This is a genomic window from Streptomyces aureocirculatus (assembly GCF_000720475.1).
GTDB classification, from domain to species: domain Bacteria; phylum Actinomycetota; class Actinomycetes; order Streptomycetales; family Streptomycetaceae; genus Streptomyces; species Streptomyces aureocirculatus.
This window is the reverse complement of sequence record NZ_JOAP01000060.1, coordinates 1-23,000: the sequence shown is the minus strand read 5'-3', so window position 1 is coordinate 23,000 and position 23,000 is coordinate 1. Positions and strand designations below refer to the sequence as shown.

The following is a 23,000-nucleotide window of genomic DNA, read 5'->3' as shown; positions in this document are numbered from 1 at the left end:
GGGTGGAGTGGTTCACGGCGGACTCCTACTGGCTCAGCCGCCTCGTCTTCCAGCGGATGCTGGCCGCGCTGTACCTCGTGGCCTTCCTCGGCGCGGCGCTGCAGTTCCGTGCGCTCATCGGCGAGCGCGGCATGCTGCCGGTGCCGCGGTTCGTCGCGAACGTGCCGTTCCGCCGGGCCCCCGGCCTCTTCCACCTGCACTACTCGGACCGGTTCTTCGCGCTGTGCGCCTGGGCGGGCTGCGCGATCGCGGTGGCGCTGCTCGCGGGCGTGGACGGGCTGCTTCCGCTGTGGGGCGCGATGCTGCTGTGGCTCCTGCCATGGGCGCTGTATCTGTCGATCGTGAACGTGGGGCAGACCTGGTACGGCTTCGGCTGGGAGTCGCTGCTGCTCGAAATCGGCTTCCTCGCCGTGTTCCTCGCGGGCGACGACGTGGCGCCGCCGGTGCTCGTCCTTTTCCTGCTGCGCTGGGTGCTCTTCCGGGTCGAGTTCGGCGCCGGGCTGATCAAGATGCGGGGCGACGCGTGCTGGCGGAAGCTGACCTGTCTGTACTTCCACCACGAGACGCAGCCCATGCCGGGGCCGCTGAGCTGGTTCTTCCACCAACTGCCGAAGCCGCTGCACCGCGTCGAGGCGGCCGCCAACCACGTCACCCAGCTCGCCGTGCCCTTTCTGCTGTTCACTCCGCAGCCGGTCGCAACGGGCGCGGCCCTGCTGATGATCGCCACCCAGTTGTGGCTGGTGCTCTCCGGCAACTTCGCGTGGCTGAACTGGCTGACGATCGTGCTCGCCGTCAGCGCCGTCGACTTCACCTGGCTGTTCGGTGCCGCTGCGGCGCCGCCCACGGACCTCGCCGCTCCGCCGCTCTGGTACGAGGTCCTCGTCTTCGCCGCGGCCGCGGGGCTCCTCGGCCTCAGCTACCGTCCGGCCCGCAACCTGTTCTCGCGGCGGCAGATCATGAACTTCTCCTTCGACCCGCTGCACCTGGTCAACTCCTACGGCGCGTTCGGCAGCATCAGCCGGACGCGGCAGGAAGTGGTGATCGAGGGCACGGCGGACGCGGTGCCGCGGGCGGACTCCGTGTGGCTGGAGTACGAGTTCAAGGGCAAGCCCGGGGACGTACGGCGGTGGCCGCGGCAGTTCGCGCCCTACCATCTGCGGCTCGACTGGATGATGTGGTTCGCCGGTCTCTCCCCCGCGTACGCCCGCGCCTGGTTCGGGCCGTTCGTGGAACGGCTGCTCGACGGGGACCGGGACACGCTGCGGCTCCTTCGCCGGGTGCCGTTCCCGGCCGACGCCCCGCCCGCGTATGTGCGGGCCGTGCTCTACCGGTACGAGTTCGCGACGTGGCGGGAGCTGCGGGCGGACGGGGTGTGGTGGCGGCGGACCTATGTACGGGAGTTCTGGCCACCGACCCGGCTCTCGTCACCGCGTGGGCCCGAGCCGTAGACGCGGCGGCGACGTGGAGCGGCACTTGGCGGCCATGAACGCCACCGCCGACCCGGAGGAGATCCTCTTCGCACCGGCGCCGTCGCTCAGTTCACGTCGACATCGTCGAACAGCTCAAGCACTTTCGTCAGCACCCGCACGCACGCCGCCACGTCGGCGTCGGTGAGATCGCCGCCGACCAGGCGCAGGGCGTCCCGCTCCCGCGTGAGCACGGCGGTGATCGCCGCGTCTCCGGCCTCGGTCAGGCGGATCAGGGAGGACCGCTGGTGGGCCGGGTTGGGGATGGACTCGACCAGGCCGCGGGACGCCGCGTCGTTCACCATGCGCTGGACGAACTGGCGGCTCAGGGACTGCGCGCGGCCCATCTGCGGGACGGTCATGGGCCCGTGCTCGCGCAGCAGGACCATGACGGCACGGGTGCCCACGGAGAGCCCGTCGAGCGGGGCGGCCTGTTCCACCTTGCGTTGCACGCGCCGGTACAGGGGGCCCACCAGGTCGAACACCTCGGTGAGGCGGGCGGCGAGGTCATCGGGGGCGAGCGGTTCCGCGGCGTCGGTCACGGCGCAAGTATGACACCCGGGGTGTCAAGGCGTCCCGCCAACATGACACCTCAGTTGTCAAAGATGTCCGAAGATGACACCTTGGTTGTCATGACAGACACCCCTGATGTGCTCTTCCTCGACACCGCCGACGGCCCGCTCGCCTACCGCGACACCAACTGGGGCACCCCGCTCGTCCTGCTGCACGGCGGCTTCGTGGACCACCGCATGTGGGACGACCAGATCGCGCGCTTCTCCCGGAACTTCCGCGTCATCGCCCCCGACGTCCGCGGCCACGGCTGGTCCGCGAACGCGAGCGTGCCGTTCCGCCAGACCGACGACCTGGCCGCGCTCCTGCGCCACCTGGACGTCGGCCCGGCCGTGCTTGTCGGGCTCTCGATGGGCGCGGGCATCGCGGTGGACACCGCCATCGAACACCCGGATCTGGTCCGAGCCCTGGTGGTCAGCGGCGCCGGGACCAGCGAACCCGAGTACGCCGACCCGTGGGTGAAGGGCATTCAGGCCGAGTGGGCACGGGCGGCGGCCACCGGTGACGCGGCGGCGTTCGCCGCGGCGCACCTATCGTTCGTGGCGGGGCCGCACCGCACCTTCGACGACGTGGAGCCGAGCGTGGTCCACCGGGTGCGGGACATGGTCACGCACACGTTGAGCAAGCACACGGGCGCGGAGCCGCCGAAGATCCTGCCGGTCACCGACACCTGGGCCCGCGCCGCGGAGATCGACGTACCCGTGCTGGCCCTGAGCGGCGCCGTCGACTCCGAGGACTGCCTGGCCATGGCCGAGCGCCTCGCCTCCTCCGTGGTCGACGGCAGGACGGTCACCATCGAGGGCTGCGCGCACTACCCCAACATGGAGCGCCCCGACGCCTTCAACGACGCGCTCCAGACGTTCCTCGACCAGATGGCAACGGACGCGGTCGCCATGCACGGCGGGTGAGAACGCCTCGCCGTCCGGTGCGGCGGGCACGGAGGGGGCGCAGGAGGCGGCCGCCCTCCGCACCCGCCGCGGACCGGCTCAGGCGCGCGCCACCCGCAGCGTCACCAGCTCGAAGGGCCGCAGCGCCACCGTGAGGACGGCGCCGTCCCGCTCCGGGGCCAGCACCCCGTCGAGCGGCCGCTCCAGAAGGTCCGTCACGGCGATGGACCCGGCCTCGAAGCCGAGGGTGAGCGTCGTCCGGGCGCGCCCGCCGTGCGCCTCGTGGAAGCGGATCACCACGTCCCCGCTGCCGTCGTCGGCGAGCTTGACGGCCGTCACGACCACGGCGTCGTCGGCGACGGCGACCAGCGGCGCCACCGCGTCCGCGGCACCGGTGACACGGCGCTCCGGCAGGTTGATGCGGTACCCCTCACGCACGGCGTCGACGATGCCCGCCCCCGGCACCAGGGCGTGCCGGAACCGGTGCACCCCCTGGTCGGTCTCGGGGTCGGGGAACCGCGGCGCCCGCAGCAGCGACACGCGCACCGTCGTGGTCGTACCGGCGTCGGTGTCCCGCACGGCACGGGTCACGTCGTGCCCGTACGTCGAGTCGTTGACGAGGGCGACACCCCAACCGGGCTCCTCGATGTGCAGGAAGCGGTGGTTGCACGCCTCGAACTTGGCGGCCTCCCAACTGGTGTTGGTGTGCGTGGGCCGGTGGAAGTGGCCGAACTGGGTCTCCGAGGCGTACCGCTCGGCGTGCACGTCGAGGGGGAAGGCCAGCTTGAGGAACTTCTCCGTCTCGTGCCAGTCGACCTCCGTGTCGATGTCAAGGCGCCGCTCGCCCGGCGCGAGGGTCAGGACCTGGGTCAGCCGGGAGGACCCGAATCGCCGCACGACGCGCACGGACGCCCCGTCGCACGGGACGACCTCCGCCACGTCCGTCAGATCGGTCACGGAGTGGCGGTAGAACTCGTCGACGTCCCAGGCGTCCCACATGTTCGGGAAGTCGGCGTGCAACTGGGGCAGGTTGGCGGCGGCGCCGGGGGCGACGGTCTCACGTCCGGCGGCGATGTCGTACGCGGAGACGACGAGGCCGCGGGCGTCGATCTCCACGCGCAGCAGGCCGTTGTCGAGGAGGTAGCCGCCGTCCGCGCGCACGGCGATGGCGGACTCCCCGGCCGCCAGGGGCAGTGCGGCGCCGCCCGCGGGGACGCCCGCGCGGGTGTGCGGCGCGGAGTTGAAGACCAGGGTGCTCGCGCCGTCGCCCGCGAGGGCCCGCTGGGCCGCAGTGATGATCGCGTCCAGGTCGGCCGCCACCGCCGCGTAGGTGGCGCGGGCCTCGCGGTGCACCCAGGCGATCGACGAGCCGGGCAGGATGTCGTGGAACTGGTGCAGCAGCACCGTCTTCCAGATCCGGTCGAGATCCTCGTACGGGTACGGGAATCCGGCCCGCACGGCGGCCGTCGCCGCCCACAGCTCGGCCTCCCTGAGCAGGTGCTCGCTGCGGCGGTTGCCCTGCTTGGTGCCGGCCTGGCTGGTGAGGGTGGCACGGTGCAGCTCCAGGTAGAGCTCGCCGACCCAGACCGGCGCGTTCGGGTACTCCGCCTCGGCCTTCTCGAAGAACGCGGCCGGGGTCTCCCAGTTCACGGTCGCCGAGCCTTCGAGGTCACGCATCCGCGCGGCCTTGGCGATCATCTCGCGGGTCGTACCGCCACCGCCGTCACCCCAGCCGGTCGGCGCGAGCGAGTGCCGGGCGACACCCTTGTCCTTGAAGTTCCTGGCCGCGTGGGCGATCTCGCTGCCCTTCATGGAGCAGTTGTACGTGTCCACGGGCGGGAAGTGCGTGAAGATCCGGGTGCCGTCGATGCCCTCCCACTGGAAGGTGTGGTGCGGGAACTTGTTGGTCTGCGACCACGAGATCTTCTGCGTGAGCAGCCACTTGGAACCGGCCGCCTTGATGATCTGCGGCAGGCCCGCCGCGAACCCGAAGGTGTCCGGCAGCCACGCCTCGTCGTTCTCGACGCCGAACTCCTCCAGGAAGAACCGCTTGCCGTGCACGAACTGCCGTGCCATGGCCTCCGAGCCGGGCATGTTGGTGTCGGACTCGACCCACATGCCACCGGCCGGAACGAACCGCCCGTCCGCGACGGCCTTCTTCACCTTCGCCCACACCTCGGGCCGGTGCTCCTTGATCCAGGCCCACTGCTGGGCCTGCGACATGGCGAACACGAAGTCCGGCTCGTCGTCGAGCAGCGCCGTCATGTTGGACGTCGTACGCGCCACCTTGCGCACCGTCTCGCGCAGCGGCCACAGCCAGGCGGAGTCGATGTGCGCGTGCCCGACGGCGCTGACGCGGTGCGCGGAGTCGTGCGCGGGCGCGGCGAGCACGCCTTCGAGCGCGGCGCGCGCGGCGGCCGCCGAACCGTTGACGTCCTGGAGGTCGACGGCGTCCAGGGCGCGGTCGACGGCCCGCAGGATCTCGTATCGGCGGCCGGAGTCCTCGGGCAGCTCCCGCATCAGCTCGCCGAGGACCTCCAGGTCGACGACGAGCTGCCACACCGTCTCGTCGAAGACGGCGAGGTCCATGCGCTCCAGGCGGTACTGCGGTTCGCTGCCCGCCGTCTCCTTGTCGCCGAGCTGTGTCGGCAGGAAGGGGTGGTAGTCCAGGATGACCGGGTTCGACGCGGCCTCGATGTGCAGGCACACCTCCTCGCCGCCCTTCGCCGGGGCGGCGATACGCACCCACTGGTTGCGCGGGTTCAGGCCCTTCACCGGGGTGCCGTCCGGGCGGTACACCAGGCCCTCGCACTGGAAGCCCGGCATGTTCTCGTCGAAGCCGAGGTCGAGGACCGCCTCGACCGTCCTGCCCGCCCACTGGGCCGGGACCGTGCCCGTGACCCGGAACCAACTGGTGCCCCAGGGCGCGCCCCAGCGGGCGCCGACCTCGGTCGGCTCGGGGGTGGCGGCGAGGCCATCGGCGACGGGGACCGGTTCGCCCGGGGCGTTCCAGACGGCTATGTCCAGGGGGACGGAGGCGGGGTATACGGCGGGGCGGATGCGCTCGTCGAGGACGCGCTTGAGGCGGCCCTCGACCAGGCTGCGGTCGTCGTGCATAGGGGGTCTCCGTGTTTCGGGGGTGCGGTGCGGTGTGTGGTTCGGTGCGGGTGGGTGGATCCTCGCGGGGCGCCCCAGTCCCACCCCTTCTCCGATCCTGGGGCTCCGCCCAGACCCCGTATCGGCCTGCGGCCTCGTCCTCAATCGCCGGACGGGCTCAAAAACTCTCTCCGGTGCGGCGGGGATATTTCAGCCCGTCCGGCGTTTGAGGACGAGGCGCGGAGCGCCGATAAAGGGCGGGGTTCCAGGGGGCGCAGCGCCCCTGGTTACGGGAAAGGGGTGCCCGCGCGCGGAGCGCGCTGATGGATACAGCGGGGAGCCCCCGGCAGGGCCCCTCAGCCGAGGACGTCGGACGGGCGGACCACCTCCCGGATGCCCCGGGCGGCGAGGTGAGCCGCATCCTCCGCCCGCTCCGCGAGGACGAACGCGGACCGCACCCCGTCCCCGGCAAGCCGGGCGAACGCCTCGAACACCGCACCCCCGGGGGCACACACGGCCCGCCCCCCGAAGTCCGCGCCGATGTCGACGACGACCGCGGTGGTACGGACCGGCGGCGCGGGCCGGTCACGCCACTCCTTCGCGAGCCGCCCCAACGCCTCCCCCGCGGGCTTCACCCGCCCGTCGTTGGTCAACAGGCCGAGGCTGTACTCGAGTTCGGGAAAGTCGGCGAGCGAGCGCGACACGTCGTGGGAGCACCACCACGTCACGCCCCACACGTCCGCACAGTCGAGCGCCGCGTTCACGGTGGCCTCGGTGAAGTCCGCGGCGGCGGCGGGCGGTATGAGGGGCGCGGGCGCGCCGACCTCCTGGAGCCACACGGGCCGGTGCGGTTCGAGGGCCCACGCCTTGGACAGCTCGATCATGTACGCGGCGTGCTGCCCGGTGGCGACGCCGTTCTGCCCGTGCCGCTGGGCGGTGCCGTTGAACACCCAGGAGTGCACGGCCGTGACGGCGCCGATGCGGGCGGCCTGGGCGGGTGTGAACGGCTGGTCGTCCTGGTACCAGGCGGCGTCGTACTCGGCGTGCAGATGCAGCTTCCCGGGGGCGCCCTCCTCGCAGGCGGCGAGGACCGTGCGCAGCCAGGTGGCCGCCTGCTCGCGGGTGATGCGGTCGGGGTCGGGGTGCGGCCCGGCCGCGAACTGGTTGATCTCGTTGCCGATGGTCATGCCGATGAAGTTCGGCCGGTCGGCGAGGGCGGCGGCGAGGGTGCGCAGATAAGCGGTCTGCCCGGCCACCACGTCGGGGTCGGTGAAGATGTTCCGGCGGTGCCAGGTCTGGGTCCAGGCGGGAAGGAAGTCGAAGCTGGACAGGTGGCCCTGGAGGCCGTCCACGTTCACGTCCAGGCCCCGCTCGGCGGCGGCGTCGGCCAGCGCGACAAGCTGCTCGACGGCGCGGGGCCGGATCAGGGTGCGGTTGGGCTGGAAGTACGGCCAGATGGGAAAGACCCGGACGTGGTCGAGGCCGAGGGCTGCGACGCCGTCGAGATCACGGCGTACGGCGTCGATGTCGAAGTCGAGCCAGTGGTGGAACCACCCTTCGCTCGGGGTGTAGTTGGCGCCGAAGCGGGGCCGGGCGGCGGGGGCCGCGCCGGTCGTGTCGTCAGACGTCATGCGGATCCTGGTTCTGGGAGCTGGGGCGGTGCGGGCGGGCGGCGGCGGGCGGCGCGCCTTTCAGCCCTTGACCGCGCCCTCGCCGACGCCGCGGAAGAAGTACCGCTGCAGGCAGGCGAAGAGCACGATCAGCGGCAGGACCGCGATCACGGTGCCCGCGGCGACGAGGCGTTCGTCGTTGGCGAAGGTGCCGTGGAGGTAGTTGAGGCCGATGGTGAGCGTGAACTTGTCGGGGTCGCTGAGCACGATCAGCGGCCACAGGAAGTCGTCCCAGGCGCCCATGAAGGCGAAGATCGCCACCACGGCGAGCGTGCCCTTCACGGCGGGCAGCGCGATGCGGAAGAACCGCTGCCACACGTTGGCGCCGTCCACGAACGCGGCCTCCTCCACCTCGTAGGGCAGATTGAGGAAGGCGTTGCGCATCAGGAGGACGTTGAGCGCCGAGACGCAGCCGGGCAGGAGCACGCCCATCAGGGTGTTGTTCAGACCGAGGTCCCGCATCGTCGTGAACTGGGCGATGATGATGCCCTCGACGGGGACCAGCATGGCGAGGATGAACACCAGGGTGGCCGCCTTGCGGCCGCGGTAGCGCAGGCGGGCGAGGGCGTAGCCGGCGAGCGCCGCGCCCACGCAGTTGGTGAAGACGTTGGCGGCGGCGACCTTGAGGGAGTTCAGGGCGTAGTCCCACACGGGGATGGTGTCGGCGACGCGCTCGTAGTTGTGCAGGGTCGGGTCGGAGGGCAGGAAGCTCGGCGGCGAGCTGAAGATGTTCTCGTGCGGGCCCTTCAGGGACGTCGAGAGCTGCCACAGGAACGGCCCGATCATCAGGGCGAGCACGCCGAGCAGCAGGGTGTAGCGCAGGATCAGCTCCCACAGGGGCATGCGGCGGCCGTTCTCGTCCCTGACCCGGCCGCGGCGCCCGCGGGTGCCGGGGACGGTGCGGTTCTCCCCGGAAACATGCGGCACATGCGACGCAGGGGCCTCGGGGGCCGTCTTCGGTGCGGGCATCACGCGTCCTCCTTCCGGTCCGCGCGCAGCACGAGCAGCATCAGTGCCACGGTGACGACGAAGATGACCACGGAGATCGCGGAGGCATAGCCGACCCGCCCGGTCAGACCGGTGCCGGTGCGCTGCACGAGCATCACGAGGGTGGTGTCCTCGCCCGCGGGGCCGCCGGTCGGCCCCGCCATCAGATACACCTCGGAGAAGACCTTGAAGGCGGCCACCGAGGACAGTGCCGCGACAAGCACCATGGTGGAGCGGACCGCCGGGACGGTGACGGAGAGGAACCGGCGCACCGGTCCCGCGCCGTCCACGGCGGCCGCCTCGTGCAGTTCGCGGGGCACGTTCGCGAGCGCCGCGAGATAGATGATCATGTAGTAGCCGAGGCCCTTCCAGACCGTGACGCCCATGGCGGAGAACAGCAGCAGCCACTGGTCGCTGAGGAAGCCGACCTTGCCCGCGCCCACCGCCTCCAGGACGGCGTTCACCAGGCCGCGTTCATCGAGCATCCACACCCAGATCAGGCCGACCACGACGATGGAGGCGACCACCGGCGTGTAGAAGGCCGACCGGAAGAACGTGATGCCGGGGATCTGCTTCTGCACCAGGAGTGCGAGCAGCAGCGGAAGGACGACGAGCGCGGGCACCACCACGAGGACGTACAGCGTGCTGTTGCGCAGGCCGATCCAGAACATGTCGTCGTGCAGCAGCTCGCGGAAGTTCGCCAGGCCGACGTACTTGCCCTCGATCAACTGCCGTTTGTCCGTGAAGGAGTTGATGACGGTGCTGACGAACGGATAGAGGATGAAGATGCCCACGACCGCGAGGCCGGGGGCGGCGAACAGCCACGGGCTGGTGACCAGTTGGCGCCGGACGCGGCGCCTCGCGGGCCCCTGCCGGGCGGTGCCCGACGCGCCGTCGCGGCCCTCTCGCCCTCCCGCGGCGCCCGGCGCACCGGCGCGGCGCCCGCGCCCCGCCGCGGTGACGGCCTCCGGGCCCGCGGTGGCCGCCGCGGCTGCTCCTTGACTCTTCATGGCGTACGTTCCCTGGTCCTGGGGTGGCTCGGCACCGGGCTCAGCTCTGCTTCAGCAGCCGGTCACAGCTCTTGACAGCGTTGTCAAGTGCTTCCTTGGGGCTCTGCTTGCCCTGGAGGGCCCGGGCGACGGCGTTGCGCAGCTCCACCTTCATCTGCTCGCTGAACAGCACGGGCGTGTAGTTCACCGCGGTCTTCAGGGACTTGGCGGCGGCGATCCGCACCCGGGTCTGGTCCGAGCCGTCCGCCTTGGTGAAGTACGGGTCGTCCAGGGAGCCCTTGGTGCTGGGGAAGATGGCGACCTTCTTGGCGAAGGACATCTGGCGCTGCGCGTCGGTGACGAAGTGCGCGAAGGCCACGGCGGCGGGGGTCTGCTTGGTGCGGGTGTTCACCATCACCCCCATCACATACATGTTGTCCTTGCCGGTGCTGCTGATCTGCGGGGTGATGCCGATGTTCTTGTAGAGCCGGGGCGCGTCCTTCTTGAACTTCTCCAGGTCGAGCGCGCTGCCCGGGTTCATGGCGACGGCCTCGGTGAGGAACTTCTTGCCGGTCGACTCGGGCGTCGCGGTCAGCGCCTGGCCGTCCAGGGCCTTGGCGTCGTACAGCTTCTTGTACTTGGTGAGGAGCTCGACGCCCTTGGCGTCGTTGAAGGCGAAGCCGGTGCCCTCCTTGTTCATCAGGGGGACGCCGTAGCGGCCGAAGTCCTCGATGGCGGGCACATTGGCGAGCGTGGCGACCTTGCCGTCGCTCTCCTCGGCCAGCTTCTCGGCGTCGGCGAACAACTGGTCGTAGGTCTTCGGCGGCTTCTCCGGGTCCAGACCGGCGTCCTTGAACAGGCGCTTGTTGTAGAACAGCGGCCCGGTGTTCAGGTACCAGGGGAAGGCGTACGTGCCGTCGAGGCCCGGCACCTGGTGGCTCTCCCAGGCGCCAGGAAGGTACTCCTTCTCGTACTTTCCTGCCGACTTGTCCAGGTCGAGCGCGAGGCCCGCCTTGGCGAGCGGGGCCACCAGGTCGGGCGAGACGTTCACGACGTCGGGCAGCGTGCCCGCGGCGGCATCCGCGCTGATCTTGTCGGCGTAGCCCTCGCCGGGCTGGTCCACCCACTTGACCTTGGTGTCGGGGTACTTCTTCTCGAAGTCGTCGATCAGACCCTCGAAGTACGACTTGAAGTTGGCCTTCAGGTTCCAGGTCTGGAAGGTGATGTCGCCCTCGACCTTGCCGGAGGCGTCGGCCGAGCCGGTGTCGTCGCCGCTGCCGCAGGCGCTCAGACCGAGCATGACGGCGGCGAGGGCGGCGGCGGTGACCGCTCCGCGGGGGCTTCTCGATATCCGGGAACTCCGGGATTGACGCACGGTGAACGGCTCCTTTGCTCGGCCCGGCGTGGGCGGCGGCGATCACCGGCGGCGGTGTCGGCCGCGTCGGAAATCGCACCGAGGCAGACCCTGCATGGAACGGAAGTAAAAAGTCAATGGATTGGGGGCGATTTGCTGGCTCAGATCCCGTTCGCACTGCCGAACTAGCAGGTCAGGGTGGCGTGTTGAATCCCTTGCCAGAGAACGCTAAAGCGCTTTAGGCTGTGCTGGCTCAAGCGCATTAGTACGTACGAGTACGAGGCCAAGCCCGGTGCGTGGCCGCGCAGGCGGTGGTCGGCAGGGGGCAGTCGGCAGTCGGCGGTCCATGCGCGCACCGAGTCCACGCGCGCCGATTCCCTGCGCGCACCGCGGCACACACCCTGCGCGTCGCCGCAGGCGGAAAGGGGCAACGGGTGCAAGGCAAGCGGTCACCGGCACGCCGGCCGACCATGAAGGACATCGCCCGGCGCGCCGGGGTGTCCGAGAGCGCCGTCTCCTTCGCGCTCAACGACCGTCCCGGGGTCTCCGACATCACGCGTGACCGGGTGCGCAGGGTCGCCGAGCAACTGGGCTGGCGGCCCAGCACGGCCGCGCGTGCCCTTTCGGGCGAGGGGGCGGCGACGGTCGGCCTGGTGGTGGCACGTCCTGCCGGGACGCTGGGCGTCGACTCGTTCTTCCTGCAGTTGATCTCGGGCATCCAGGAGGTGCTGGCCGAGCGTCAACTGGGTCTGCTGTTCCAGGTGGTGGAGGACGTCACCGCCGAGTGCGCGGTGTACCGGCGGTGGTGGGCCGAGCACCGGGTCGACGGTGTCCTCGTCGTGGACCCGCGCACCGACGACCCGCGGCCCGAGCTCCTCGCGGAGCTGGGCCTGCCTGCGGTTGTCACCGGCGGCGTGCCCGACACCGAGCGGCCGCAGCGCCCCGGTCTGTCCACCGTCTGGGCCGACGACGCGGGGGCCATGGCGTCCGTCGTCGGCCATCTGCACGCGCTCGGCCACCGCCGGGTCGTGCACATCGCCGGGCTGCCCGGCCTCGCGCACACCGAGCGCCGCATGCGTACGCTGCGGGCGGAGGCCGACCGGCGCGGGCTCACCGAGGTGCGCTCGGTGACCACGGACTACTCCGACGCGGAGGGGGCCGCGGTGACGCGGCGTGTCCTCGGTGCGGACGCTCCGCCGACGGCGCTCGTGTACGACAACGACGTGATGGCCGTGGCCGGGGTGGCCGCCGCTGCCTCCCTCGGCTTCGCCGTCCCGGACGACGTGTCCGTGGTGGCCTGGGAGGACTCGGCCCTGTGCCGCATGGTGCACCCCTGGCTCACCGCTCTCTCCCGTGACACGGTGTCCTTCGGGCGGACGGCGGCGCGGGAACTTCTCGGGCTCCTCGACGACGGCCCCGCGGGGACGGTGCAGGTGCCGCTGCCGCGGCTGATCGAACGGGAGAGCACCCGCGCGGTGCGCACCACGTAGGCCTGCGACCCGCCCCCCCCCAGGGGCGCGGGGAACTGCGCGACCAGCCCGCGAAAGGCCGCAGACGCATCTGCCGAGAAACCCCGCAGCCGCGACTGCGGCTGTTTCGTGCCTGAGCGCGCCGTTCCCCGCGCCCCTGACGGGGCACCCCTCGACACCCCCCAAGGGGCGCGGGGAACTGCGCGACCAGCCCACGCAAAGCCGCAGACGCAACTGCCAAGACACCCCGCAGACGCGACTGCGGCTATTTCCTGGCTGAGCGCACCGTTCCCCGCGCCCCTTAGAACCTGACTCCAAAGGGGCATGTCATCGCGCGTCTGCTTCGGCCTCGGAGCGGGACTGCTGCTATCGCATCGGCCGTGCCGTCGGGCCGGTCCAGTCCTGTGCGAGAACAGGGCGAGGGCGACCTGCGCACCCCTTGGCCGGTTCGTCCGCTCACCACGGCTGATGCGAGGTGTGGGCCGGCAGGAGTGGGGTGGCCGGAAAGCGATCACTCAATCGTATGGATGCCGCATGGCCAGCCCGGCGGGTGAGCATGCTCCGGCGGGACGGACCGGCCGGACTGCCCGCTCAGCAAGCTCGATCGAGGAAGGGCTGGACCCATGAGCATGACGCAGACCGGCAAACTGACCCTGCGCTCCGACAACCCCGTGGAGACCCAGGGCGGCAACACGTCCACCTTCACCCGCGTCAACTTCCCCACCCCCTTCCCTGAAGGAGCTGAGGTCGTGGTGTTCGCGCAAGTGCAGACGTTCAACGGCGCCCACACTCCCGGCCTGCGCATCGCCAGCGTGACACCCGAGGGCTTTTTGATCCGCCTCAACGAGATCTACGCCACCAATGCCAAGAGCGACGGCACCCATGGCAATGAGACGGTCGGTTGGTTCGCCAGCACCGTCTGACCCTTCCGGCCCGCGCCTGACGCCAGCGCACAGCTTCTCCAGAAAGGCTCCAGAGCCGTCGGCTGGCGGCTCTGGAGCAGGGATGCACTTTCTCTGGGACGTCTGCACCGCCCGCCCGGCCGCTGCCACGCAAGCCCTTGTCGGCCGCTGGACAGATGACGTTCGTTCTGTAGGTTCAGGCGGCTTGGATAGCTGCTGTCGGCCGTGGTGCCGCTGGTTGACCTGGTTGACCTGGTGGCGGGCGGTACTGTCGTTTAGCGGACTACCGGTAGGAGGCTCGGGTATCGCGGCGTGCGGCGTCGAGATAGTCGGTGATGGCTCGGTGGTTCTTGGTGAGGCATTCGATTTTTTCGGCCATGCGGTCGCGTTCGTGTTCGAGCGTTGCGACCATGTCTGGCGTGACGTAGGGCATGTGGATCGTGCGGGGGGTGTTCAGGCAGGGCAGGATCTGCTTGATGATCCGTGTGGGCAGCCCTGCGTCGAGCAGGCCTCGTACCTGGAGAACCCGGTCAACGACGTACTCCTCATAGTCCCGGTATCCGTTGGGCAGTCGATCTGACGCGATCAGTCCCTGCTCCTCGTAGTAGCGCAGCAACCTCACCGGAGTCCGCGTGTGCGTCGACAACTCACCGATCCGCATATCCCTCTCCTCGCCCTCTGTGGCTGGCGTCGTGTGACTCAGCGGACACCGAATTGACCCTCACACCAATGTCACCCTTCGATCATAGGGCCATGACACGAACACATGTTGTGCCATCTCCCTCGATAACGAACGCCCGGCTCCCACTGGCGGGTCTTCTGGCCTTGGCCGCCACCGGGTTCATAACGCTCCTGACCGAGACGATGCCCGCCGGGCTGCTTCCCGGGATGAGCCGAGACCTGGGTGTGAGCGAGAGTGCTGCCGGGCAGAGCGTCACCGTCTTCGCGATCGGGGCGATCCTCGCCGCGATCCCGCTCACCAAGGCGACGATCGGCTGGCCGCGCCGACACTTGCTGCTGTTGGCGATCGCAGGATTCGCGATCGCCAACACCATCACCGCGCTCTCCGAGAGCTTCGCACTTACGCTAGCCGCCCGGTGCCTCGGCGGCATCGTCGGCGGGTTGCTCTGGGCGCTGTTGGCCGGGTACGCGGTACGGATGGTTCCCTCACATCAGCGCGGCAAGGCAATGGCGATCGCGATGGGGGGCGCAATCGTTGCCCTGTCCGTCGGAGTTCCTGCTGCGGCGTTTCTGGCCAAGCTCGTCGAGTGGCGATACGCGTTCGGGATCATGACCGTCCTCACGCTCGCGTTGATCGTGTGGGTCATCGCGGCGGTGCCGAACTTCCCCGGACAGCCCAAGGGCTCACGGCTCCCGCTCACCCGTACCTTCCGCATTCCCGGCGTAGCGCCCGTGCTCTTCGTGACCCTCACGTTCGTGCTCGCCCACAGCATCCTCTACACCTACATCGCCCCGTTCCTCAAGCTGCTCGGCATGGCAGGTCAAGTCGGCGCCGTGCTGCTCACCTTCGGCCTGGTGTCGCTGGTGAGCATCTGGATCGCCGGAGCGCACGTCCATCGGCACCTGCGCCTCCTCATGATCCTCGCGTGTGTGCTCTTCGCGACATGCGCGCTGCTGCTCGGCATCTTCTCCGGCGTGCCTTCGCTCGTCTACGCCGGCGCAGCGCTCTGGGGGCTCGCGTTCGGCGGCACCTCTACCCTGCTGCAGACCGCAGTCGCCGAAGCAGCAGGCGACGCCGGCGATGTCGCCCAAGCACTCCTCACCACCGGATGGAACGTCGGAATCGCCGGTGGTGGCATCATCGGAGGCATCGTCCTCAGCGGATTGGATGCATCCTGGCTGAGTTGGGTCACGCTCGCACTGCTCGTCCCTGCACTCGCCACTGTGCTCGCGGCACACAAATACGGGTTCACCAAGGGAGAGCTCGGCGTACGATCTTGAGCTTCTCGATTCCTGAGTTACTTGGTGATGGTCGGCATGCCGAGGTGGACGGAACCGCCGGTCGAGCGGGTCCGGTCGATGCTGCGGTCAAGGCCGACGAGCTTCTCCTTGGCCTTGCTCAAGCTGACTTGGAGGCCCTGGACTTCGCCGAGCCAGCCGTTCATCCGCGCCTCGTCGATGCGGTCGCCGAGGTTACGAATGATCTCGACCAGGCGTCCTCGTTGACGGGACGAGACCCTCAGCATGGGACATCTGAGGCAGGAGTGCTCATGCTGGCAAGGGGTGCCGTAGGGGCAGGCGCAATCGCCCAATTCGAGCTTGCGAGTGTGGAAATGTTCCTGGAACTCACGCCATTCGTCATCGGTGGGTTCGCGGTACTCCTCGACGGGCCGGACTGAGCGACGCTTGTCGAGGAAGGCCCGGCAGGAGCGGATCAGGTCCGCTTGGAACACGGCCACGTATGCCTCCGTGGTGACCACTGAGGCGTGACCGAGCAAACGGGCAGCGATGTGGACAGGGAGTCCGCCGGTGACGGCTTCGGTCGCGAAGATCCTTCGGAAGTCGTGGGGCGTGTAACGCAACGGCTGGCCAGCTTGGTCGGTCAGTGATGCCCGGGCCAGGTGTCGTTGAGCAACTGGTAGACCATGTTGGTGGTGATGACATCGCGCCTCCAGCCGACGCGGCGCTGGAACAGGTGTGGAAGCACCGGCCCTGTGACCAGCTCGTGGGGGTCATAGCGCGCGACGAAGGGAACGACGCCGTCGTTGTCGCCGCGGAGCCGACTGATGACGGTGGCAAGGACGCCGGCCAGCTCGGGGCTGACCAGTAGGAGTCGTTCCTCGTTGCTCTTGGACGGGACGATCTGCAGCAGCGGAACGATCTCACCGGTGTCGGGAAGCTCGTAGGACACCAGCGCCAAGTGAGTCAGTTCCAGCACCTCTTCGAGACGCACTCCGGTGTGACGGAGTGTCTCGATGACCGCCCAGGCCCAGAACGCCTCATCCTCGCTGCGGGTGAGGTCGACCTGCTCGCCGGTGGTGATGTCCTGCGCGAGCACGATGGTGGGTCGGTAGTGGAATCGCTTTCTGGCTGGTCGTCCTTCCTGTCGATGCGCCGATAGTCGCGACCGTCCAGGGCGAAGGTCTCACCGATAGGGGTGGCCTCGGCCGCTGCCAGCAGGCGCTTCTGGTGGGCGTGGTGCTGTTCAGTGGTGTCGACGAGCTCAGGCAGGCGCGGCAGCCGTTCACGCACCCGCTGGTGCATCTTGGCCCGGGCCTTCTTCTTGACCTTGGTATAGCCGCCGGTGTCGGAGCGGCGGACCGGGCTGGGGACAGCCCAGGCAGCCCAGCTCGGATCTTCAAGGGCCCACTCGGCGATGTCGAGATAGAATGCCCGGACGGCGGTCAGCACGCTCGCCCAGGCCTCGCGGGGGGCGGGGGCCTTGCCCGGACGGTTGATCACCTTCACCCGCTGTTTCCATGCCTCCGCGATCTCAGGTGCCAGGTGGAGGCTGGAGATGCCGGGATGGTGCCTTTCGATGTCGGCCCAGAATGCACCCAGCAGTTGGCTGGCCAGGCCGGATACCGAGCTGTAGTCGAGGCTGGGGCGGCGCTCGTCCAGGTAGCGTACGAACACGTCCCGGACGGGCCCGCATCGGATGCCGTACCGGTCCACGAGCCGTGCTGTCGGCATCTGCCCGCGTGCCAGTGTCCGACGCAAGGACAGCTTCTCGTCCAGGACCCCGATGTCGCGCAGGAGGTCCCAGGCGGCGTGAAGCCCCATGGGTGCCTTGCCGAAGGTCTCCTTGCTCCAGTCGTGGTAAGCGATCAGATCGTCTGCGGTGAGATCGGCTAGGTCGCGGCCGGTCCGGAAGGCAACCTTGACCAGGCTGTTCTCGGCCGTGCTCAGGTGACTTGGGATCGTTCCCCGGGTCATGCCGGACTGTCGGAGCCTGCTGAACAGGTCAGCGCCGAACTCCAGCTCGGCGTGGCGATAGAGTCCCGAAGTCCGGTAGCACTGCAGGAATTCGTAACTCGGACGCACCACCCTGGCCAGGAGCAAGCAGCCCAGACCGTCTGTGGTCACTTCCCGTCGAGATGCTTCCACGCAGCCGTATCCGTCCGTGACGACATCGAGCCAGGCCAAGCCGCTGTCGGCACCGGAGACGAGCCATCGTTCCTGCCAGCCGTTCCCGGGGAAAGACTTGAGCCAGTCGAGGATCCGGGCGGCCCCGCGCGACCGATCACCCCACTTGCTCCCGAGGGCGTCGCGAACCGAGAGGACAGAATCTGTTGCCCTGCTGGCAGTTGTGGTCACCGGGGAAGGCCTCCGAACAGCACGTCCAGGTCAGTGGCGTGGTAGCCGACGGCAACTTGCGGCGGAGGTTGCTGAGCACGAACTTCACGTGCCGCCAGGTGCTCGGCAACGCGACGGATCACCCGGGCCTCATCTTCGATGAGGTAGACGTCGGCGGTGGTGCTGAGGTGGGTGTGGCCGAGGATGGTCTGTACGTCCCTGAGCGAGAGGCTTTCATCGCGGCTCATGCGCAGAGCCGCGGTGTGTCGCAGGTCGTGCATCGTGTAGTCCGTCCCGAGCAGGGCGTTCGCCCGCCGGAGCACAGCCCTCAAGGCGTCGTAGTTCATCGGCTGGTGCCGCAGGCCGTCACCGTGATCGCGACGTCGAAGTGTCCACCAGATCGGGTCGTTCGGGTCCAACAGGCCCAGCTCGGCCAGGTAGAGCCGCAGCCAGATGAAGGCCTCGGAACTGGCGGGCAGCCACTGCTCGGCGTAGCTGCCCTTGCGCCGGACCCGCACGAGCTGGTCGCCCCGGTCCAGGTCGACACCACGCAGTCCGAGGACCTCACTCGCACGGGCGGCGCATCTGAGATCCAGTGCCAGGATCGCGCGGTCGCGGTTGGAACGAAGGGCCCCGAACAACTCCTTCCAGCGCTCATCCGGAATCTCACGGGGCCTGGATCGGGGCACCTTGGGGTTGTAGCGGACCCGGCCTTCGGCTCGGAACGGCTCGAGCGGGTTGTGGTGCGCGTGCGGGCGGCGCCCCTTGCGGTCGAGCGGCATGGGGTTGACCAGAGGGCCTTCGCCGATCTCGATCCAGAACTCGTAGAAGCTGCGGACGACGGCGTTGTTGTGACGGACAGTCCGGGGCTCGTAGCCGTCGCCCAGGTTCCTCTTGCGAGTGATCGGATTGACCTTGCCCGCCGTGTGGGCCGACGCTCGCCGGGGAGAGTTCCGCGGTTTGTCCGCCTGGCGCAGCCACAGCACCAAGTCCCGGGCCTCCGCCGCAGTCGCGTGCTCCCATTCAACATGGACGGCCTGCAGCCACCGCCACCATCTCAGCAGCCCGTACGCGTAGTTGCGTACCGAGCCCGGCCGGTTGCTCGCCGTGAAGTCCCGTAGGTAGCGCCGGATCGGCTCCACCGGCACCTCGTCCGGGCCGACCACCAGCCACGGCACCACACCCTCGGCGGGAACCACCCGCCCCCACTTCGGCAAGCGGATCGCTGTGATGTCCCGCTCAACCTCGCCAGTCCTGGCCCCCATGCAGCCTCCTCACTTCGAGCTGCACGAGGTCTATCGCCCAGAAGAGATCCACTCCTCTCCATCCTCGGCGTGTCTTCTGCTAGTCCGGTCAACAGGCACTCATCACCTTGAAGGCGACGTCGGGCCTGCGCAGAAGATTCGTGGCCGCCGTCGTGGCGACCCTCTCGTCCCGGGTGAACTCCTCGACCACCCGGGCCTTCTCCTCCGCCGGGAATTTGGTCGCCGCCTTCGGCCGCCGCAGCAGGTCACCGGTCACCCGGGCCGTGACCTCGTCGTCCCGGGCGAGCGAGTGGATCGCGATGACCTTCTCCTGCGGCGAGACGGGGTTCTCGACCTGACGGCCCACCCGCCGACTGGCATCGTCCGGCGTCCACCGGCTCTTCCCCTCCGGCGGTGTCTTGACCGCGGCGTACCGCTCTTCGTCGTCCTCGATCCCGCCCAGGATGCGGTGCACCGTGTAGGACACGCCCGGCTGCCGATGTTCCTGCGGCCACCGCGATGCCGTCCAGCGCGCATTACGCACCGAGCTGTACTTCAACCCGATGTCCTCAGCCAGCTCCGTCAAAGTCCGCTGCACCGAGAACTCCCTCTCACCCGGAGCACCCCCGCGAGAACGCGCGGGCTCGACTTCCAGAGCCCGGTCACCGATGCGGAACTGCCCCTTGGACCGCTTCTCGACCACGTCCCGCAGCTCGGACACGATCTCGTCGTAACGCCTCCGGGTCACACACCCGACTTTCTCACCTGCCCAGCAGCCTTCTCCCGCTATCAGATCCACAGCAACCCCGCCCCACCAAGGGGCGCGGGGAACTGCGCGACCAGCCCACGCAAAGCCGCAGACGCAACTGCCAAGACACCCCGCAGACGCGACTGCGGCTGATTCGTGGCCGAGCGCGCCGTTCCCCGCGCCCCTTACGGGGCTTGCTCCCCCGAGGTGCGGGCGAGGAAGACCAGCTCTCGGCCGGGGCGGTCGGGAGCGTCCCGTACGGCGTCGACGAGATAGCCGGCGGCGGCCAGGTCGCCCTCGGTCTCCTCCCGTTCGCGGAACCGCAGGGTCGACTCCGACGTCAGTACCTGGCCGTCCGCCGCGAACACATAGGTCCAGCGGAACGTCACCAGCGGGCCATCGACCGCCAACAGGTCGACCCAGCTCTCGACCTCCCCGACCCCGGGCACGTCCGTCACGCCGTGCGAGGCCGCGCGGTTCCACGACTCCCAGGCCCGCAGCGACGGATCGCGGGTCTCGAACACGAACCGCCCGCCCGGCCGCAGCGCCGCACGCACGCCCCGCAGCGTCTCCCGCCAGGCACCGGCACCGGTGATCTGCTGGGCGGCGTTCGCCGTCATGGTCACGAGGTCGGCCCCGAGCGGGGACAGATCCGTCCCGTCGCCGTGAATCCATCGCACCCGCTCGGCACCCGGCTTGGCCCTGGCCACATCGAGGGAGGCGAGCGCCGGGTCGACGCCCACGACGTCGATCCCCCGCTCCGCGAGGAGCAGCGCGAACACCCCCGTACCGCACCCCAGATCGAGGACCCGCCGCGCACCGAACTCCGTCACGATCCCCAGATACGCGTCGAGGTCGCCGCGGGCGGGGTCCAACACGTCGTAGAGCGCGGCGAGTCGCGGGTCCTGGAAGATTTCATCGGCCATGCGGGCGAAGGTATCCGGGCGGGGTGCGCGGAGCCTCCGGTTTTCCGGCCGGGGCCGTCACGGCGCGGGCCTGTCGCCCACTCGTACGACCTGACGGTTGTGGAAGAAGTCGTCCTGGCGCAGCACGGTGATGCTGCCGGAGGGCACCGGGAAGCTGACGGAGCCCACGGATTCGAGGGGCATCCCGATCCACGCCGTGACGACGAACGTCAGGGCGAAGCCGTGGGTGACGACGATCTGGTGCGTGTGGGGGCGGCGCAACATGTCCTCCACCGCGGCGTAGACGCGGCGCGCGCACTGCCCCCGGGTCTCGGCGCCCCGCGGGCCTTCGTGGTGGTTCATCCGGTCGCCCTCGGCCGGCGGCGGGACGAAGCGCCGGTCGAGCCACTCCTGCGGCCTGCCCTCCGCGTCGCCGTAGGACTTCTCGCGCAGCCGCCGGTCGAGGACCGGCCGCACGCCGAACAGTTCGGCCACGGCGTCGGCCGTCTGCGCGGTGCGTCTCAGGTCCGAGGAGATGATCTCCACGTCAGCGCCGCCGGGGATGTCGGCGCGCAGGGCGCGGGCGATCGCCGCCGCGGACTGCCGCCCCGCGGGGGTCAGTTCGGAGTCGTGCCAGCCGCCGACCACCTTCTCGACGTGGTGGGTCGCCTCCGGGTGGGTGACGACGTGGAGGGTGCGCATCAGGACGTGCCTTCCTTCGCGGTGCGTGCCTTCGCGGTGCGTGCGGGGCGGATGCGGGTGGAGCCGGTGCGGGCGGAGTCGGTGCGGGCGGAGTCGGAGCGGGCGGAGTCGGAGCGGGCGGAGTCGGAGCGGGCGAGGTCGGAGCGGGCGAGGTCGGTGCGGGCGGGGTCGGTGGTCGCTGGGGCGGTGCCCACGCGGCCGTTGGGCGCGGAGCCCGTGGGGGCCCGGCGCGCCGTGGTGCGGCGCACCCACAGTAGGGCCCCGGCGAGCAGGACGAGGCCGCCGAGGAGCCAGCGCGGCGCGCCCGCGGGGAGGTGGCCGACGGCCATCCCCGTGCCCCCGCCGACCAGTTGCAGGGCGAGGGACTGCACCGAAAGGGCGGTGGCGCGCCCCGCGCTGTCGACGCGGCGGTGCAGCAGTTCGTTCTCGCTGGGACCCGCGGCGCCGAGCCCCACGTACACGAGCGCGTAGCCGAGGACGGCCAGGGCCAGCGGGACCGGGCCCGCGGGAGTCGAGGGCACCGAGGCCGCCGCGGTGACGCCGAGCAGCAGCAGCCCGGCCGCAGCCGCGCCGAGACCTGCCAGGACGGCCCGTTCGCTGCCGCCCGCTATCCGGGCGAGGGGCGGCGCGAGGTGGCTGCCCGCCATCGAGCACAGGAACCCGGCGCAGGCAAGGCCCGCGAAGAGCACCGCCCCCGTCTCCGGCGCACCGGTCAGGTCGACGGCCCGGCCGGGAGTGAGGACCTCCACCGTGACAAGGGCGCTGCCCGCGGCCGCCGCGCTGAGCAGGATCCGCCGCACGAGGGCGTCCCGGCCGCCGAGGCGCACCCCCGCCATGACGGTGGCGGGGACGCCGCTCAGGACCCCGCGCAGGGTGGTCCGCGGCCGGGGCGGCTCGGGCAGCGCGGTGAGCACGTACACGAGGAAGACGACCTCGACCGCCACGCCGAGCAGCGCGGGTACGGAGAGCGGCAGCACGAGCCCGCCGGTGGCCTCGTCGAGCCGGGCGCCGAGGTCGGGGCCGAGGCCGAGGAGCCAGGGCAGCGCGCCACCGATGAGGACGCCGGCCGCGAGCGCCGCGCTGGTCGCCGCGCCGCCGCGGGCCAGGCCGGTGCGCAGCTCCGCGTCGGGCCCCGCGCTCGCGTGCACCGTGTCGACGTACCAGGCTTCGGCGGGGCCGCTGGACAGGGCGCGGCCCGCCCCCTTCAGGGCCATGCCGAGGGCGAGCACCCACACGGTGGTGCCGAGGGCGTGCAGGACGAGGGCGACGAGGTCGAGCAGGCCCGCGGCGGCGAGTACCGGGCGCCGGCCGAGTACGTCGGACAGGCCACCGGTGGGGAGTTCGAGGACGGCGGCGGTGAGGGAGTGCGCGGCGATACAGCCCGCGACGGCCGCGAGGCCGAGGCCGCGTTCGGTGAGCAGCGTCACCATCGGGGCGATGGCCATCCCCAGCGGCAGCCAGAACAACGCGCACACCACGACGTAGCGCCGCCGCGCGGTACGCGGGTCGAGAACGTCGGCCCGGCGCGCGGGTCCGACTCCGTCCGCCTCAGTCATGGGTGTAACCCCGCACGCGTCTCGGCCCAGAACGCCCCGCCCCGCCGAAGCCACCGACAGGCCTGGCGTCAGGACCGCCGTCCGGCCTGCCGCCAGGACCACCGCCAGGACTACCGCCAAGGCCGCCGCCAAGGCCGCCGTCGGACCCACCGGCCGAGCCCCCCTCGGACCCATCGCCCGGGCCGCCCTCAGGACCGC

The 23,000-nt window shown here is 70.2% G+C and carries 20 protein-coding genes and 1 pseudogene; 5 read left to right on the top strand and 16 right to left on the bottom strand.

The window, feature by feature from the left end; all coding sequences use genetic code 11:
* The first annotated feature begins 2 nt into the window (after window positions 1-2).
* Complete coding sequence (locus IG78_RS0136300) at window positions 3-1,448, top strand: lipase maturation factor family protein (protein ID WP_030572267.1); 1,446 nt, start codon at window positions 3-5, stop codon at window positions 1,446-1,448.
* An 86-nt stretch (window positions 1,449-1,534) separates the two neighbouring features.
* On the opposite strand, the gene IG78_RS0136295 is transcribed toward IG78_RS0136300, so the two are convergent.
* A complete protein-coding gene (locus IG78_RS0136295) occupies window positions 1,535-2,008 on the bottom strand; it encodes a MarR family winged helix-turn-helix transcriptional regulator (protein WP_030572262.1) in 474 nt (157 codons plus the stop codon).
* 90 nt (window positions 2,009-2,098) lie between these two features.
* Here IG78_RS0136295 and IG78_RS0136290 point away from each other — a divergent pair, with 90 nt between their 5' ends.
* The gene (locus tag IG78_RS0136290) at window positions 2,099-2,944 is read left to right on the top strand and encodes an alpha/beta fold hydrolase (protein ID WP_030572259.1); all 846 of its coding nucleotides are present in this window, start codon (window positions 2,099-2,101) and stop codon (window positions 2,942-2,944) included.
* Between the two features lie 78 nt (window positions 2,945-3,022).
* Here the strand turns inward: IG78_RS0136290 and IG78_RS0136285 are convergent, their stop codons facing one another.
* The 5 genes from IG78_RS0136285 to IG78_RS0136265 all read right to left on the bottom strand — a co-directional run bounded on the left by IG78_RS0136285 (window position 3,023) and on the right by IG78_RS0136265 (window position 10,965).
* Window positions 3,023-6,040 carry an alpha-mannosidase gene (locus tag IG78_RS0136285; protein ID WP_030572255.1) on the bottom strand — a complete coding sequence of 1,006 codons (3,018 nt, stop codon included), beginning with the start codon at window positions 6,038-6,040 and terminating at the stop codon, window positions 3,023-3,025.
* A gap of 335 nt (window positions 6,041-6,375) precedes the next feature.
* The gene (locus tag IG78_RS0136280; protein ID WP_030572252.1) at window positions 6,376-7,650 is read right to left on the bottom strand and encodes a glycoside hydrolase 5 family protein; all 1,275 of its coding nucleotides are present in this window, start codon (window positions 7,648-7,650) and stop codon (window positions 6,376-6,378) included.
* 60 nt (window positions 7,651-7,710) lie between these two features.
* Complete coding sequence (locus IG78_RS0136275) at window positions 7,711-8,532, bottom strand: carbohydrate ABC transporter permease (RefSeq protein WP_225882356.1); 822 nt, start codon at window positions 8,530-8,532, stop codon at window positions 7,711-7,713.
* Window positions 8,533-8,657: 125 nt separating this feature from the next.
* Window positions 8,658-9,686, bottom strand: coding sequence for a carbohydrate ABC transporter permease (locus IG78_RS0136270; protein ID WP_225882354.1), 1,029 nt, complete (start codon window positions 9,684-9,686; stop codon window positions 8,658-8,660).
* Between the two features lie 40 nt (window positions 9,687-9,726).
* The gene (locus tag IG78_RS0136265; protein WP_051853300.1) at window positions 9,727-10,965 is read right to left on the bottom strand and encodes an extracellular solute-binding protein; all 1,239 of its coding nucleotides are present in this window, start codon (window positions 10,963-10,965) and stop codon (window positions 9,727-9,729) included.
* A 524-nt stretch (window positions 10,966-11,489) separates the two neighbouring features.
* Between IG78_RS0136265 and IG78_RS0136260 the strand changes: the two genes are divergently transcribed.
* Together IG78_RS0136260 and IG78_RS0136255 are read left to right on the top strand one after the other, a co-directional pair.
* Window positions 11,490-12,509 (top strand): LacI family DNA-binding transcriptional regulator, encoded by a 1,020-nt coding sequence (locus tag IG78_RS0136260; protein WP_051853299.1) that lies wholly within the window; start codon window positions 11,490-11,492, stop codon window positions 12,507-12,509.
* A gap of 602 nt (window positions 12,510-13,111) precedes the next feature.
* On the top strand, window positions 13,112-13,411 hold the full coding sequence (locus tag IG78_RS0136255) for a hypothetical protein (RefSeq protein ID WP_030572239.1): 300 nt from the start codon (window positions 13,112-13,114) through the stop codon (window positions 13,409-13,411).
* Window positions 13,412-13,673: 262 nt separating this feature from the next.
* Here the strand turns inward: IG78_RS0136255 and IG78_RS0136250 are convergent, their stop codons facing one another.
* Window positions 13,674-14,051 carry a MerR family transcriptional regulator gene (locus IG78_RS0136250; RefSeq protein ID WP_030572237.1) on the bottom strand — a complete coding sequence of 126 codons (378 nt, stop codon included), beginning with the start codon at window positions 14,049-14,051 and terminating at the stop codon, window positions 13,674-13,676.
* A 164-nt stretch (window positions 14,052-14,215) separates the two neighbouring features.
* On the opposite strand from IG78_RS0136250, the gene IG78_RS0136245 reads away from it, so the two are divergent.
* On the top strand, window positions 14,216-15,352 hold the full coding sequence (locus IG78_RS0136245) for an MFS transporter (RefSeq protein ID WP_030572235.1): 1,137 nt from the start codon (window positions 14,216-14,218) through the stop codon (window positions 15,350-15,352).
* Window positions 15,353-15,369: 17 nt separating this feature from the next.
* Here the strand turns inward: IG78_RS0136245 and IG78_RS50750 are convergent, their stop codons facing one another.
* From IG78_RS50750 to IG78_RS0136205, 9 genes and pseudogenes are all read right to left on the bottom strand, one after another.
* The gene (locus IG78_RS50750; RefSeq protein WP_249926155.1) at window positions 15,370-15,810 is read right to left on the bottom strand and encodes an integrase; all 441 of its coding nucleotides are present in this window, start codon (window positions 15,808-15,810) and stop codon (window positions 15,370-15,372) included.
* 48 nt (window positions 15,811-15,858) lie between these two features.
* Window positions 15,859-15,933: pseudogene (locus tag IG78_RS52850) on the bottom strand (hypothetical protein); the annotation flags it as partial.
* Window positions 15,934-15,953: 20 nt separating this feature from the next.
* Window positions 15,954-16,289 (bottom strand): hypothetical protein, encoded by a 336-nt coding sequence (locus tag IG78_RS50745; protein ID WP_199813346.1) that lies wholly within the window; start codon window positions 16,287-16,289, stop codon window positions 15,954-15,956.
* Window positions 16,277-17,668, bottom strand: a complete 1,392-nt coding sequence (locus IG78_RS50740; protein ID WP_199813345.1) for a hypothetical protein — start codon at window positions 17,666-17,668, stop codon at window positions 16,277-16,279. The genes IG78_RS50745 and IG78_RS50740 overlap by 13 nt, the downstream gene beginning before the upstream one ends.
* The gene (locus tag IG78_RS0136225) at window positions 17,665-18,912 is read right to left on the bottom strand and encodes a tyrosine-type recombinase/integrase (RefSeq protein ID WP_030572227.1); all 1,248 of its coding nucleotides are present in this window, start codon (window positions 18,910-18,912) and stop codon (window positions 17,665-17,667) included. The genes IG78_RS50740 and IG78_RS0136225 overlap by 4 nt, the downstream gene beginning before the upstream one ends.
* An 88-nt stretch (window positions 18,913-19,000) precedes the next feature.
* The gene (locus IG78_RS0136220; RefSeq protein WP_051853297.1) at window positions 19,001-19,639 is read right to left on the bottom strand and encodes a DUF6192 family protein; all 639 of its coding nucleotides are present in this window, start codon (window positions 19,637-19,639) and stop codon (window positions 19,001-19,003) included.
* A 185-nt stretch (window positions 19,640-19,824) separates the two neighbouring features.
* Window positions 19,825-20,565 (bottom strand): class I SAM-dependent methyltransferase, encoded by a 741-nt coding sequence (locus tag IG78_RS0136215; protein WP_030572223.1) that lies wholly within the window; start codon window positions 20,563-20,565, stop codon window positions 19,825-19,827.
* Window positions 20,566-20,622: 57 nt separating this feature from the next.
* Window positions 20,623-21,246 (bottom strand): histidine phosphatase family protein, encoded by a 624-nt coding sequence (locus IG78_RS0136210; RefSeq protein WP_030572221.1) that lies wholly within the window; start codon window positions 21,244-21,246, stop codon window positions 20,623-20,625.
* Entirely contained in the window at window positions 21,246-22,802 is a 1,557-nt protein-coding gene (locus tag IG78_RS0136205; RefSeq protein WP_249926154.1) for an MFS transporter, read from the bottom strand. Before IG78_RS0136205 ends, IG78_RS0136210 begins: the two co-directional genes overlap by 1 nt.
* Window positions 22,803-23,000 lie beyond the last annotated feature (198 nt).

Coding starts and splice junctions, on each gene's coding strand:
- IG78_RS0136215 (WP_030572223.1), bottom strand. CDS start 20,565: ATGGCCGATGAAATCTTCCAGGACCCGCGACTCGCCGCGCTCTACGAC.
- IG78_RS0136260 (WP_051853299.1), top strand. CDS start 11,490: ATGAAGGACATCGCCCGGCGCGCCGGGGTGTCCGAGAGCGCCGTCTCC.
- IG78_RS0136225 (WP_030572227.1), bottom strand. CDS start 18,912: ATGGGGGCCAGGACTGGCGAGGTTGAGCGGGACATCACAGCGATCCGC.
- IG78_RS0136285 (WP_030572255.1), bottom strand. CDS start 6,040: ATGCACGACGACCGCAGCCTGGTCGAGGGCCGCCTCAAGCGCGTCCTC.
- IG78_RS0136265 (WP_051853300.1), bottom strand. CDS start 10,965: ATGCTCGGTCTGAGCGCCTGCGGCAGCGGCGACGACACCGGCTCGGCC.
- IG78_RS0136280 (WP_030572252.1), bottom strand. CDS start 7,650: ATGACGTCTGACGACACGACCGGCGCGGCCCCCGCCGCCCGGCCCCGC.
- IG78_RS0136290 (WP_030572259.1), top strand. CDS start 2,099: ATGACAGACACCCCTGATGTGCTCTTCCTCGACACCGCCGACGGCCCG.
- IG78_RS0136210 (WP_030572221.1), bottom strand. CDS start 21,246: ATGCGCACCCTCCACGTCGTCACCCACCCGGAGGCGACCCACCACGTC.
- IG78_RS0136275 (WP_225882356.1), bottom strand. CDS start 8,532: ATGCCCCTGTGGGAGCTGATCCTGCGCTACACCCTGCTGCTCGGCGTG.
- IG78_RS0136250 (WP_030572237.1), bottom strand. CDS start 14,051: ATGCGGATCGGTGAGTTGTCGACGCACACGCGGACTCCGGTGAGGTTG.
- IG78_RS0136270 (WP_225882354.1), bottom strand. CDS start 9,686: ATGAAGAGTCAAGGAGCAGCCGCGGCGGCCACCGCGGGCCCGGAGGCC.
- IG78_RS0136205 (WP_249926154.1), bottom strand. CDS start 22,802: ATGACTGAGGCGGACGGAGTCGGACCCGCGCGCCGGGCCGACGTTCTC.
- IG78_RS0136255 (WP_030572239.1), top strand. CDS start 13,112: ATGAGCATGACGCAGACCGGCAAACTGACCCTGCGCTCCGACAACCCC.